Source organism: Pseudomonas sp. GL_090 (genome assembly GCF_057837765.1).
The window spans coordinates 2,054,831-2,068,202 of the sequence record NZ_CM174452.1; the positions used below are offsets into that span (position 1 = coordinate 2,054,831).

Here is a 13,372-nt window from a genome sequence, read left to right on the forward strand (position 1 = left end):
AAACGCCTGTCAGAACATAGAGTTGGCGCCACGTTTTAAAGCGGTTTGCAGGTTGTAAACCCCTTATTTTTCAGCATTTTTTATAGAGGCACGGGATTACATGGAAATCGGTCTGCGCGAGTGGCTGATCGTCATCGGCATTATTGTCATTGCCGGTATTCTTTTCGATGGCTGGCGCCGTATGCGCGGCGGCAAGGGAAAACTGAAGTTCCGTCTTGATCGAAGTCTGTCCAACCTGCCGGACGAGGACAGCAGCGCCGAACTGCTGGGCCCGCCGCGTGTGCTGGACGGACATAAAGAGCCGCAGCTGGACGAGCAGGACCTGCCTTCGGTCAGCATGCCGGCCCGCGAGCCTCGCGAGTCGGGTTCCAAGCGCGGCAAGCGTGGCCACAGCGAGCCTTCCCAGGGCGACATGAACCTCAGCCTGGACCTGGACGGCGGCCCGAGCTTCAGCAGCCGCGACGACGATTTCCCGGATGACAGCAAGTCCGCGCCAGCAGTCAACGACAAGGATCAGCCGCAAGCGGAAGAAGTGCTGGTGATCAGCGTGATCTGCCGCGACGCTGCCGGCTTCAAGGGCCCGGCGCTGTTGCAGAACATTCTGGAGAGCGGTTTGCGTTTCGGCGAGATGGACATTTTCCATCGCCACGAAAGCATGGCCGGCAACGGTGAAGTGCTGTTCTCCATGGCCAACGCCGTCAAGCCTGGCGTATTCGACCTGGACGACATCGACCACTTCAGCACTCCGGCGGTGAGCTTCTTCCTGGGGCTGCCAGGCCCTCGCCATCCGAAGCAAGCCTTCGACGTGATGGTGGCAGCGGCACGTAAATTGTCCCAGGAGCTCAACGGTGAGCTGAAGGACGACCAGCGCAGCGTACTGACCGCCCAGACGATCGAGCACTACCGTCAGCGCATCGTCGAGTTCGAGCGCCGCGCCTTGACCCAGAAACGTTGATTGAAATGGTTATTCCCGCGCGGTGCGCGGGATGATCGGCAAAACAGATTGAGCAGCCTCGGCTGCTCTTTTGCTTTATGAGAGAACACCCATGACCGCCGCCAAGAACCGTATTTTAGAGCTGCGCGCTGAGCTGGATCAGCACAACTATCGTTACCACGTGCTCGACGAGCCGAGCATTCCGGACGCCGAGTACGACCGCTTGTTCAACGAGCTCAAGGCGCTGGAAGCGGCCAACCCCGAACTGATCACCAGCGACTCGCCAACCCAGCGAGTGGGCAGCGCGGCGCTGTCGGCGTTTACCCAAGTGCGTCACGAAGTGCCGATGCTCAGCCTCGGCAACGCCTTCGAAGAAACCGACATGCGTGAGTTCGACCGCCGGGTGACCGAAGGCCTGGACCTGCCGGCCGGTGATCTGTTCGGTGGCGGCGCGACAGTCGAGTACAGCTGTGAGCCCAAGCTCGATGGCCTGGCCGTCAGCCTGCTGTATCAGGACGGCATCCTGGTGCGCGGCGCCACCCGTGGCGATGGCACCACCGGCGAAGATATCAGCGTCAACGTGCGCACCGTACGCAACATCCCGCTCAAGCTGCACGGTACCGGCTGGCCGGCGACCCTGGAAGTGCGCGGCGAAGTGTTCATGTCCAAGGCCGGTTTCGAGCGGCTCAACGCCACGCAACTGGAGGTCGGCGGCAAGACCTTCGCCAACCCGCGCAACGCGGCGGCAGGCAGTTTGCGCCAGCTGGATTCGAAGATCACCGCCAATCGCCCGTTGGAGTTCTGCTGCTACGGCATCGGCCAGGTGTCGGCGGACATTGCCGATACGCACATCGGCAATTTGCAGCAGCTCCAGGCCTGGGGCATGCCGATCAGTCATGAGCTGAAACTGGCGCACGGCATCGCCGAGTGCCTGGATTACTACCGCGACATCGGTGAGCGTCGCAATGCGCTGCCGTATGAAATCGACGGCGTCGTATTCAAGGTCAACAGCATTGCCTCCCAGCGCGAACTGGGCTTTCGCGCCCGTGAGCCGCGTTGGGCCATCGCCCACAAATTCCCGGCGATGGAAGAACTCACCGAGCTGCTCGATGTGGAATTCCAGGTCGGCCGCACCGGGGCGGTGACGCCGGTGGCGCGTCTGAAACCGGTCAAGGTCGCCGGTGTCACGGTGGCCAACGCCACACTGCATAACATGGACGAGGTCGCGCGCCTGGGCCTGATGATCGGCGACACGGTGATCATCCGCCGCGCCGGTGACGTGATTCCGCAGGTGGTGCAAGTGGTCATGGAGCGCCGTCCGGAAAACGCCCGGCCGGTGCAGATTCCGGAACAGTGTCCGGTGTGCGGCTCCCATGTCGAGCGCACGCAGTTGATCAAGCGCAGCAAGGGCCGCGAGACGGTCAGCGAAGGCGCGGTGTATCGCTGCGTCGGTCGTCTGGCCTGTGGCGCGCAACTCAAGCAGGCGATCATTCACTTCGTTTCCCGTCGTGCCATTGACATCGAAGGCTTGGGTGAGAAGAGCGTCGAGCAACTGGTCGACGAAGGCCTGGTGAGCTCGCCGGCCGATCTGTACGCCCTGACCTTCGAGCAAATCGTCGATCTGGAAGGCTTTGCCGAACTGTCGAGCAAGAACCTGCTCGGCGCCATCGAAGACAGCAAGAGGCCGGGCCTGGCGCGGTTCATCTACGCCCTGGGGATTCCCGATGTCGGCGAGGAGACAGCCAAGGTCCTGGCTCGCTCCCTGGGTTCGCTGGAGCGGGTGCAACAGGCTTTGCCCCAGGTGCTGACGTACTTGCCGGATGTCGGCCTGGAAGTCGCGCACGAGATCCACAGCTTCTTCGAGGATGCGCATAACCAGCAGGTGATCGCTGATTTGCTCAGGCATGGTATGCAGATCCAGGATCAGGGCGAGTTGGGTGCCGAGTTTTCGGCGAGCACCACCCTGGGTGGTTTCCTCGACAAGCTGCATATTCCCCTGGTCGGACCAGGCGGGGCGCAGAAACTGGCGGACAAATTCGGCTCGCTGCAGGCGGTGATCGGCGCGGACTGGCTGGACATGCGCCAGGCGCTGCCGGAGAAGCAGGCCAATTCGGTGCGCGAGTTCTTTGCGGTCGAAGACAATCGCCAATTGGCCGAGGCGGCGGAGAAGCAACTGGCCGATTTCGGCATGCACTGGCAGAGCGAGAAGAAGGTCGTCGAAGGCTTGCCCCTGGCCGGGCAGACCTGGGTGTTGACCGGCTCGCTGGAGTTGATGAGTCGCGATATCGCCAAGGACAAACTCGAAAGCCTCGGCGCCAAGGTCGCCGGCTCGGTGTCGGCCAAGACCCATTGCGTGGTGGCCGGGCCGGGGGCTGGTTCGAAGTTGACCAAGGCCAATGAATTGGGGTTGAAAGTGCTGGATGAAGAGGCGTTTGTTGAAACATTGCGCGGGTACGGCAAGGTAGATTGAGCAGCAATTCAACCTGTAGGAGCGAGCCTGCTCGCGATGGTGGATCAGGCGCATTGATGTCGACTGACACTCCATCGCGAGCAGGCTCGCTCCTACAGGTGTTGCGTTCGACCTGGGAACGATCCTGTCTGGTAAATGATCTAGTCTCTGCAAGCCTCAGGGAGAGATCGCCATGTACCGTTTTTTCGAGCAGCTCAGCTCGCGCATCGCCGCACCGTTCATGGGTGAAAGTTCGCGCAACAGCAAGGTCTGGCCCTGCCGTTGCGGGCAGTCGTTGTTCTTTCGCAACAGCCAGTGCCTGGCCTGCTCGGCGGCGTTGGGCTATCAGCCAGAGCAGAGTCGCTTGTCCTCGCTGCAGCCGGGTGTACAAGCGGGCACCTGGCTGCTCGATGCCGATCCCGGGGCTGGCCTGTTTCGCCGCTGCGCCAACCTCGACTCCCCGGCGGCCTGTAATTGGTTGCTGCCTGCCAATGACCATGACGTGTGGTGCCTTGCCTGCAGCCTCAACCGCACCATTCCCGACCTGTCGATAACCGACAACCACGAGCGCTGGCGCAAGGTGGAAACCGCCAAGCGGCGTCTGGTCGCGCAACTGCTCAGCCTGGGGTTGCAGGTGATTCCCAAGACCGTCGATGAAGACACGGGCCTTGCCTTCGACTTCATCGGCGTGGACCTCGAAGGCAAACCGCCCACCACCGGGCACGCCAATGGTCTGGTCACCCTCGATATCAAGGAAGCCGACGATGCCCACCGCGAGCAGGTGCGGGTGCAAATGCACGAACCCTATCGCACCTTGCTCGGGCATTTTCGTCACGAAGTCGGGCATTACTACTGGGATCGATTGATCGCCAATAGCCAGTGGCTTGAACCGTTTCGCGCAGTGTTCGGCGATGAGCGCGCCAGCTATGCCGAAGCCCTCGAGCGGCATTATCAGCAGGGCGCACCGCTCGACTGGCAGCAGCACTACGTCAGCGCCTACGCCACCATGCACCCGTGGGAAGACTGGGCCGAAACCTGGGCGCATTACCTGCACATGATGGATGCGGTGGACACCGCGCTGGGCTTTGGCATGAGTGCCCGGGAAATGGACTTCGACTATCAGCCGTTTCCGTTGGATACCCTCTACGATCCACAGCATCCCGGCGGCGCGGCGTTCCTGTCGTTCGTCAATGCGTGGATCGAACTGGCGGGCATGCTCAATGAGCTGTCACGCAGCATGGGGCAGCCGGATTTCTATCCGTTCGTCCTGCCGCCAGCCGTCATTGCCAAGCTGCACTTTATTCACCTGGTGATTCAGCAGGAGGGCGGCAGGGCGGACGAAGTGCTAGAGGCGCAATAGCAAGTGCTTGAAGCCCCTCATATTTTTATTCCGAAACCAACGGTTGTAACTTCGTCTCAGATAGGTACAATGGCGCGGCTCGCCGACAGGTGAGCGTCGTTATGGTGACCCCATCGGTCCCCCCGCAACGATTACCCGTGAACCTGGTCAGATCCGGAAGGAAGCAGCCACAGCGGGAACATTGTGTGCCGGGGTGTGGCTGGTGGGGTTACCACCTTAACGCCGCGCGAGTGTTCTCTCGCGTTATCTCTCTGAAATCAGGCTTTCGCTAGCTGCCAGGATCTTCTCCGGGGCGGTTTTTTGTCGTTTCCGATTTATCCACGGCCGCAGGCTCGCTACCGATATACAGCCGAACAATCTCATCGATCTCCCCGGACATCTTCATCCGCCCCAATGTGCGCAGGACGCTCTGCACCGGGAGCTTCGGGTCGTTGCGAACGTAGCAACCGATCTGGTTTTCCTGCAGCACTGCCACGCCTTGCAGTTGCTGCTCCGGCAGAAGGCGGTGATTGAACCAGTCCAGGCTCCATTGATTGCTGACGGCATAGTGATTGCGGCCGGCCAGGAGCTTTTCCAGCACTTGTTCCTGATTGCGTGCGTCGTCGCGCTGCAGTTGGCCGGTGTCGAACAGCGGCTGCAGGGTCGGGTAGTTGTAGCCCAGCACGGTGCCAATGGACTGTTGCGGCAAGTCGGCGGGTTTGACCGCGCCGGGCGGCGCATGCAGGGTGATCAACACATCCGGTTGAGTGAAGAGCGGGATGCTCCAGAGATAATCATCAGGCTGATCGGGCAGCCACGATTGCGTGACATAACAGCGGACATCGACCTCGCCTTGCTCCATGGCACTTTGTATGCGCCGGCGGGGCAATACATGGAATTCGGCCGGTACGCCGACCTGGGTCGCGAGGCTGAGCATCATGTCATACAGGATGCCCTGGGTTGGTTTGCCCCGTTCAAGCTGCACCATGGGCATGCTCCAGCTGTCGGGTATCACGAAGCGCAGCGGTGCTTGCGCAGCCACGCCGTCCAGGCTGATCAACAGCAATGCCCCCAAGGCCAGCCGCATAAACACTCCGTTAATAGCCTCCGATGTGCAGCTTAGCCACAATACACGAGCGCACCGGATGCAATTTGTCCCTTGCTCCGCTAGCATTAGCCGCTTCTGCTTCCTTCGCTGCGACGGTTTTCGATGAGTTATCAGGTTCTTGCACGTAAATGGCGTCCGCGCTCGTTCCGCGAAATGGTCGGCCAGACCCATGTGCTCAAGGCTCTGATCAATGCCTTGGACAGCCAGCGGCTGCACCACGCCTACCTCTTTACCGGTACCCGTGGGGTCGGCAAGACCACCATCGCTCGGATCATTGCCAAATGCCTTAACTGCGAGACAGGTATCACTTCGACCCCCTGTGGCGAGTGTTCGGTGTGTCGCGAAATCGACGAAGGCCGCTTTGTCGACCTGATCGAGATCGACGCCGCGAGCCGCACCAAGGTCGAAGATACCCGCGAACTGCTCGACAACGTGCAGTACGCCCCGAGCCGCGGGCGCTTCAAGGTCTACCTGATCGACGAAGTGCACATGCTCTCCAGTCATTCCTTCAACGCACTGCTCAAAACCCTTGAAGAGCCGCCACCCTACGTCAAGTTCATCCTGGCGACCACCGACCCGCAGAAACTTCCTGCAACGATTCTGTCGCGGTGCCTGCAGTTCTCCCTGAAGAACATGACGCCTGAGCGCGTCGTCGAGCACCTGACCCACGTACTGGGTGTCGAGAACGTGCCGTTCGAAGACGATGCGCTGTGGCTGCTGGGCCGCGCCGCCGACGGGTCGATGCGTGATGCCATGAGCCTGACCGACCAGGCGATTGCCTTCGGTGAAGGCAAGGTCATGGCCGCCGACGTGCGGGCGATGCTTGGGACCCTCGATCACGGGCAGGTCTACGACGTGCTGCATGCGCTGATCGAAGGCGATGCCAAGGCGTTGCTCGAAGCCGTCCGCCACCTGGCCGAACAAGGCCCGGACTGGAACGGCGTGCTCTCGGAAATTCTCAATGTGCTGCACCGCGTTGCCATCGCCCAGGCCTTGCCGGAAGGTGTCGACAACGGTCACGGCGACCGTGATCGGGTGCTGGCACTGGCCCAGGCCTTGCCGGCCGAAGACGTGCAGTTCTACTACCAGATGGGCCTGATCGGCCGCCGCGACCTGCCGCTGGCGCCGGATCCGCGGGGCGGTTTTGAAATGGTGTTGCTGCGGATGCTGGCGTTCCGGCCCGCAGACACCGCGGATGCCCCGAGGCAACCGCTAAAGCCAGTGGGGATCAGCCAGGCCACAGTTGATTCCGCAAACTCAGTGGCTGCCGCGCCGGTGATTGCGCCGGTAGTCGCTGCGGCCGTTGCACCGGTAGCGGCTGCGCCAGTGACGGCTCCAGCGCCTGCACCGGAACCGGTTGCGCCGGTCGTTGTGCCAGAACCTGCGCCTGTGGTTGAAGCGGTCGTGGTCGAAGAGGTGGTCGACCTGCCGTGGAATGACCCGGTCGAGCCGGCACCCGTCCAGCAACCGACGACGGAGCCGGTACTGGAAGCTGCCAGCGAACAGCCCGAATTGCCGCCGATGCCGTTGCCGACGCCGGACAGCGTGGTGCCGGACGCGCCTGAATGGGCTGCCGCGCCGATCCCGGAACCCTCGGTGGCCGCCGTCGATGCCGCGACGCCGGGGATGGACCTGGATGACGAGCCGCCGCTGGACGAGGATTACATCGAGCCGGACATGGATTCGGCCTACAGTTACCTCGACGAACTGGCCAGCGAGCATACCGCCGACCCGGCTCCGGAGCCCGAGCCGGAGCCCGCGGCAATGCCGGCCACCGGATTGGCCCTGCAATGGCTGGAGCTGTTCCCGAAATTGCCGATCTCCGGCATGACCGGCAGCATCGCCGCCAACTGCACGCTGATCGCGGTGGATGGCGACAATTGGCTGATGCACCTGGACCCGGCCCACAGTGCCTTGTTCAACGCCACGCAACAGCGCCGCCTCAACGATGCGCTGAACCAGTATCACCAGCGCACGCTGACCCTGAGCATCGAGCTGATCAAGCCCGAGCAGGAAACCCCGGCACAAGCGGCTTCGCGCCGCCGCGCCAACCGTCAGCGCGAGGCGGAGGAATCGATCCACGGTGATCCGTTCATCCAGCAAATGATGCAGCAGTTCGGTGCGGTGGTCCGTAACGATACTATTGAACCTGTCGACGCCCTGGTCGTTCAGGGCTAATAACTGAAGGCGTCCGGCCGCATGGGCCGGGCGCTGTTTTAATCCAAGTACTTTTGAGGTGATTACCATGATGAAAGGTGGCATGGCCGGCCTGATGAAGCAGGCGCAGCAGATGCAGGAAAAAATGGCCAAGATGCAGGAAGAACTGGCCAACGCCGAAGTCACCGGTAAGGCCGGTGGCGATATGGTCACCGTGGTGATGACCGGTCGTCATGACGTCAAGAGCGTGACCATCGACCCAAGCCTGGTCGAAGGCATGAGCGAAGACGACAAGGAAATGCTGGAAGCGGTCATCGCATCCGCGGTCAACGATGCCGTGCGCAAGATCGAAGCCAACAGCCAGGACAAGATGGGCAGCATGACTGCCGGCATGCAACTGCCGCCGGGCATGAAACTGCCATTCTGATTCGCCTTCAGGCGGCAGATGAGTTACAAAAAGTGCCAGGCATAGCGCCTGGCATTTTTGTTTCTGGCCATGGGAAATGTGGTGTCTGGAATGCCGCCATCGCGAGCAAGCTCGCTCCCACAGGGGATCGCATTCCAAATGTGGGAGCCTGCTCGCGAAGAACTCACCCTGGTCCAACTGAAAACACATCGAACGCCCTACCGCCACAAAGGTCTGCTCCCTATATCACCGAACCTCAACGATCACAGGAGACGCTGCCATGTCCGACCCCATGACCCTCAATCAACGCATTGTCCTGGCTTCTCGCCCGGTGGGTGCGCCAACGCCGGAAAACTTCCGCATGGAGCGGGTGGCGCTGCCGGACCTGGCCGAGGGTCAGGTGCTGCTCAAGACCGTTTTCCTGTCGCTGGATCCCTACATGCGCGGACGCATGAGTGACGCACCTTCCTACGCCGCGCCGGTGGAAATCGGCGAAGTCATGACCGGGGGCGCTGTCAGCCGGGTCGAGCGTTCGCTCAATCCGAAGTTTCAGGAAGGTGATCTGGTGGTCGGTGCCACCGGTTGGCAAAGCCACAGCATCAATGACGGTCGCAGCATCATTCCGATTCCCGCGCTGCCAAGCCCTTCGATGGCCCTTGGGGTACTGGGTATGCCGGGCATGACCGCGTACATGGGCCTGATGGACATCGGCCAGCCCAAGGCCGGCGAAACCCTGGTGGTCGCGGCGGCGTCCGGGGCGGTGGGGTCGGTGGTCGGGCAGGTGGCGAAGATCAAGGGCCTGCGGGTGGTTGGTGTGGCGGGTGGTGCGAAAAAGTGCCGCTATGTGGTCGACGAGTTGGGTTTCGACGCCTGCATCGATCACAGGAGCCCGGATTTTGCTGAGGAACTGGCGCAAGCCTGTCCCAAGGGCATCGACATTTATTATGAAAATGTCGGTGGCAAGGTATTCGACGCCGTGGTGCCGTTGCTCAATCCCAAGGCGCGGATTCCACTCTGCGGCCTGATTGCCTCCTATAACGCCCATGAGGCGCCGAGCGGCCCGGATCGCCTGCCACTGTTGCAGCGCACCCTGTTGACCAAGCGGGTGCGCATCCAGGGCTTCATCGTGTTCGATGACTATGGTGATCGCCAGCCGGAATTCCTCAGTGCCATGGCACCCTGGGTACGTGATGGCAAGGTGAAGTTCCGCGAAGACGTGGTCGATGGCCTGGAACAGGCGCCCGATGCGTTCATCGGCATGCTGGAAGGGCGCAACTTCGGCAAGCTGGTGGTTCGGGTTTCCCGGGACTGAGTAATTCACGCTGCAATTTGACGCTCAACCGAGGCGCGGGTATAAACCGCGTCTCGTTGTTTTGTCGGACTTTTCCACCATGAGCTTCAGCCCTTTGATTCGCCAACTGATCGACGCCCTGCGAATTTTGCCCGGCGTGGGTCAGAAAACCGCCCAGCGCATGGCGTTGCAGTTGCTCGAGCGTGACCGCAGCGGCGGCTCGCGACTGGCGCTAGCCCTGAGCCAGGCCATGGAAGGGGTCGGTCACTGCCGTTTGTGCCGTACGTTGACGGAAGATGATCTGTGCCCGCAATGCGCCGATACCCGTCGCGACGACACCTTGCTTTGCGTGGTGGAAGGCCCGATGGACGTCTATGCGGTGGAGCAGACCGGTTTTCGCGGGCGCTATTTCGTGCTCAAGGGGCACCTGTCGCCGCTCGACGGCCTGGGGCCGGAAGCCATCGGCATTCCGCAGTTGATGGCGCGGATCGAAGAGGCCGGCACGTTTGCCGAAGTCATCCTGGCCACCAACCCGACCGTGGAAGGTGAAGCCACGGCGCACTACATCGCCCAATTGCTCAGCAGCAAAGGCCTGATCGCCTCGCGCATCGCCCACGGCGTACCGCTGGGTGGCGAGTTGGAACTGGTGGATGGCGGGACGCTGGCGCATTCGTTTGCCGGGCGTAAGCCGATCACCCTGTAATTCGTGTTGTTCGGGCTGGCGCCATCGCGAGCAGGCTCGCTCCCACATTGGTTTTGTGTACGCCGCAATACCCTGTGGGAGCGAGCCTGCTCGCGATAAGGGCACCTCGGTCTACCTGACTTACACAATCTTGTTGAAAACCAAGCAAGCGCTCGGTTAACTTCACTGACCCCTTCAGTGGAGCTCGCCGATGTCTGCCTTTCAGGAATACTTCGACCCCAGCCACCAATTGGTCCGAGACAGCGTCAGACGTTTCGTCGAGCGCGAGATCCTTCCTGATATCGAGCAGTGGGAAGAAGCCGAAAGCTTTCCTCGCGAACTCTATCTCAAGGCCGGCGCGGCAGGAATTCTCGGCATCGGCTACCCGGAAACTTACGGAGGCAGCCATGAAGGGGATCTGTTCGCCAAGGTTGCCGCCAGTGAAGAGTTGATGCGCTGCGGTTCAGGTGGGTTGGTTGCCGGCCTGGGGTCGCTGGATATCGGCTTGCCGCCCATCCTCAAGTGGGCCCGACCCGAAGTGCGGGATCGTGTGTTGCCCCAGGTGCTGTCAGGAGAGAAGATCAGCGCCCTGGCCATCACCGAGCCCGGGGGCGGTTCCGACGTCGCCAACCTGCAAACCCGTGCCGTGCGCGAAGGTGATTTCTACCGGGTCAGTGGCAGCAAGACCTTTATCACCAGCGGCGTGCGCGCGGATTTCTATACCGTTGCGGTGCGAACGGGCGAACCAGGTTTCGGTGGCATCAGCCTGCTGCTGATCGAGAAGGGCACGCCTGGTTTCACTGTAGGGCGGCAGCTGAAGAAAATGGGCTGGTGGGCGTCAGACACCGCTGAACTGTTCTTTGATGATTGCCAAGTACCTGTAGGAAACCTGATCGGCACACAGAACATGGGTTTTGCCTGCATCATGGGCAACTTCCAGAGCGAACGCCTGGCCCTGGCGTTGATGGCCAACATGACCGCCCAGCTGGCGCTGGAGGAGAGCCTGAAATGGGCGCGCCAGCGCGAAGCCTTTGGCAAACCGATCGGCAAGTTTCAGGTGATCAAGCATCGCCTCGCCGAGATGGCGACCGCGCTGGAAGTGTCCCGGGAGTTCACTTACCGGCAGGCCGCGAAAATGGCGGCGGGGCAGAGCGTGATCAAGGAAATTTCCATGGCCAAGAATTTTGCGACGGATACGGCAGACCGGATCGTCACCGATGCGGTGCAGATACTCGGTGGGCTGGGTTACATGCGCGAGAGCCTGGTGGAGCGGTTGTATCGCGATAACCGGATCCTGTCGATTGGCGGTGGAACGCGGGAAGTGATGAACGAGATCATCAGCAAGCAGATGGGGCTTTGAAGATATCTGGTGAGGCTACTGACGTCATCGCGAGCAGGCTCGCTCCTACAGTGGATTGCATTCTTCCTGACAGAACGCGGTCGAATGTGGGAGATATCTGGTGAGGCTACTGACGTCATCGCGAGCAGGCTCGCTCCTACAGTGGATTGCATTCTTCCTGACAGAACGCGGTCGAATGTGGGAGCGAGCCTGCTCGCGATGGCGGTCTGACAGACGCCGCTTACTTGTCGCTCAACGCAAACTGCGTCAGGCAGAAGGTAGGAATGCCCATGTCTTCCAGACGCTGCGAGCCACCCAGCTCCGGCAGATCGATGATCGCCGCCGCTTCATGCACCCGCGCGCCCATGCGGCGGATCAGGTTGGCCGCAGCAATCAGGGTGCCGCCGGTGGCGATCAGGTCATCGAACATCACCACCGAATCCCCTTCGCACAGGCTGTCGGCGTGCACTTCCAGGAAGGCTTCGCCGTATTCGGTCGCATAGCCCTCGGCCAGCACGTCAGCCGGCAGCTTGCCTTGCTTGCGGAACAGCACCAGCGGCTTGTTCAGCTGATAGGCCAGCACCGAGCCGATCAGAAAACCACGGGCGTCCATCGCGCCGATGTGGGTGAAGTCTGCCTCGACATAACGGTGGGCGAAACTGTCCATCACCAGGCGCAGGGCCGTGGGCGACTGGAACAGCGGGGTGATGTCGCGAAAGATCACACCCGGTTTCGGGAAGTCGATGACAGGGCGGATGAGGGATTTGATGTCGAAGGAGTCGAAGACCATCGTCGTGGTGTCCTGGCAGGGCTGCAAACGACGCAGTATAACGGCGGCTGAACCCTTTCGCTCAGCCGCAACGGTTTGTTTCAACCTTCCAGTGAGCCACCGGCCAGGGCGCACAGCTGGATCGGGTCGATAATCCGGATTTCCTTGCCTTCCGCCGCAATCAGTTCGTTTTGCTGGAAGCGGGTAAAGACCCGGGACACGGTTTCTACCGCCAGGCCCAGGTAGTTGCCGATTTCGTTGCGCGACATGCTCAGGCGGAACTGATTGGCGGAAAAACCCCGGGCGCGGAAACGTGCCGAGAGGTTGACCAGGAAGGTGGCGATGCGTTCGTCGGCGGTCTTTTTCGACAACAGCAGCATCATCTGCTGGTCGTCACGGATTTCGCGGCTCATCACGCGCATCAGCTGACGGCGCAACTGCGGCAATTGCAGGGCCAGTTCGTCGAGGCGTTCGAAAGGAATTTCACACACCGAAGTGGTTTCCAGGGCTTGTGCCGACACCGGGTGCTTTTCGGTGTCCATGCCCGACAGGCCGACCAGTTCGCTGGGCAGGTGGAAGCCGGTGAGCTGTTCTTCACCGGTATCGCTCAGGCTGAAGGTCTTGAGGGCGCCGGAACGCACTGCGTAGACAGAATCGAAGGTATCGCCCTGGCGGAACAAAAACTCGCCTTTTTTCAGCGGCCGGCCGCGTTTGACGATGTCGTCCAGCGCATCCATGTCTTCCAGATTCAGCGAAAGTGGCAGGCAAAGAGGGGCCAGGCTGCAATCCTTGCAATGGGCTTGATTATGAGCGCGCAGTTTTACTGGCTCGGACATTTCTTCAATCCTTGTGGGAATTCACACATAAGACGTAAGGGTAACTCACCATAGGAGATCGA

The 13,372-nt window shown here is 61.2% G+C and carries 11 protein-coding genes and 1 other RNA gene; 9 read left to right on the forward strand and 3 right to left on the reverse strand.

Translation table 11 applies throughout. The annotated features are described in order from the left end of the window. Window positions 1-100: 100 nt before the first annotated feature. The 4 genes from zipA (at window position 101) to ffs (ending at window position 4,951) form a co-directional block, all read left to right on the forward strand. Window positions 101-955 (forward strand): cell division protein ZipA, encoded by an 855-nt coding sequence (gene zipA, locus AC3ITA_RS09175; protein ID WP_095943273.1) that lies wholly within the window; start codon window positions 101-103, stop codon window positions 953-955. Window positions 956-1,046: 91 nt separating this feature from the next. Next, entirely contained in the window at window positions 1,047-3,404 is a 2,358-nt protein-coding gene (ligA, locus tag AC3ITA_RS09180; RefSeq protein ID WP_489280059.1) for an NAD-dependent DNA ligase LigA, read from the forward strand. Between the two features lie 172 nt (window positions 3,405-3,576). After that, window positions 3,577-4,743, forward strand: coding sequence for a zinc-binding metallopeptidase family protein (locus tag AC3ITA_RS09185; protein ID WP_489280061.1), 1,167 nt, complete (start codon window positions 3,577-3,579; stop codon window positions 4,741-4,743). A gap of 111 nt (window positions 4,744-4,854) precedes the next feature. Continuing rightward, an RNA gene (gene ffs, locus AC3ITA_RS09190) (signal recognition particle sRNA small type) lies at window positions 4,855-4,951 on the forward strand. A gap of 60 nt (window positions 4,952-5,011) precedes the next feature. On the opposite strand, the gene AC3ITA_RS09195 is transcribed toward ffs, so the two are convergent. Further along, window positions 5,012-5,809 (reverse strand): substrate-binding periplasmic protein, encoded by a 798-nt coding sequence (locus AC3ITA_RS09195; protein WP_489280063.1) that lies wholly within the window; start codon window positions 5,807-5,809, stop codon window positions 5,012-5,014. Between the two features lie 123 nt (window positions 5,810-5,932). Between AC3ITA_RS09195 and dnaX the strand changes: the two genes are divergently transcribed. The 5 genes from dnaX to AC3ITA_RS09220 all read left to right on the forward strand — a co-directional run bounded on the left by dnaX (window position 5,933) and on the right by AC3ITA_RS09220 (window position 11,726). Beyond that, window positions 5,933-8,008, forward strand: a complete 2,076-nt coding sequence (dnaX, locus tag AC3ITA_RS09200) for a DNA polymerase III subunit gamma/tau (protein ID WP_489280064.1) — start codon at window positions 5,933-5,935, stop codon at window positions 8,006-8,008. A 67-nt stretch (window positions 8,009-8,075) separates the two neighbouring features. After that, window positions 8,076-8,414: a YbaB/EbfC family nucleoid-associated protein gene (locus AC3ITA_RS09205; RefSeq protein ID WP_007971455.1), complete on the forward strand. Its 339-nt coding sequence runs from the start codon at window positions 8,076-8,078 to the stop codon at window positions 8,412-8,414. 259 nt (window positions 8,415-8,673) lie between these two features. After that, window positions 8,674-9,705, forward strand: a complete 1,032-nt coding sequence (locus tag AC3ITA_RS09210) for an NADP-dependent oxidoreductase (protein WP_150671825.1) — start codon at window positions 8,674-8,676, stop codon at window positions 9,703-9,705. A gap of 79 nt (window positions 9,706-9,784) precedes the next feature. Further along, window positions 9,785-10,387 carry a recombination mediator RecR gene (recR, locus tag AC3ITA_RS09215; protein ID WP_046041325.1) on the forward strand — a complete coding sequence of 201 codons (603 nt, stop codon included), beginning with the start codon at window positions 9,785-9,787 and terminating at the stop codon, window positions 10,385-10,387. A 190-nt stretch (window positions 10,388-10,577) separates the two neighbouring features. Next, entirely contained in the window at window positions 10,578-11,726 is a 1,149-nt protein-coding gene (locus tag AC3ITA_RS09220) for an acyl-CoA dehydrogenase family protein (protein ID WP_095943279.1), read from the forward strand. A 220-nt stretch (window positions 11,727-11,946) separates the two neighbouring features. Here the strand turns inward: AC3ITA_RS09220 and AC3ITA_RS09225 are convergent, their stop codons facing one another. Both AC3ITA_RS09225 and fnr read right to left on the reverse strand, forming a co-directional pair. Beyond that, window positions 11,947-12,495 carry an adenine phosphoribosyltransferase gene (locus AC3ITA_RS09225; RefSeq protein WP_008057870.1) on the reverse strand — a complete coding sequence of 183 codons (549 nt, stop codon included), beginning with the start codon at window positions 12,493-12,495 and terminating at the stop codon, window positions 11,947-11,949. An 80-nt stretch (window positions 12,496-12,575) separates the two neighbouring features. Further along, the gene (fnr, locus tag AC3ITA_RS09230) at window positions 12,576-13,310 is read right to left on the reverse strand and encodes a fumarate/nitrate reduction transcriptional regulator Fnr (RefSeq protein ID WP_095943280.1); all 735 of its coding nucleotides are present in this window, start codon (window positions 13,308-13,310) and stop codon (window positions 12,576-12,578) included. Window positions 13,311-13,372 lie beyond the last annotated feature (62 nt).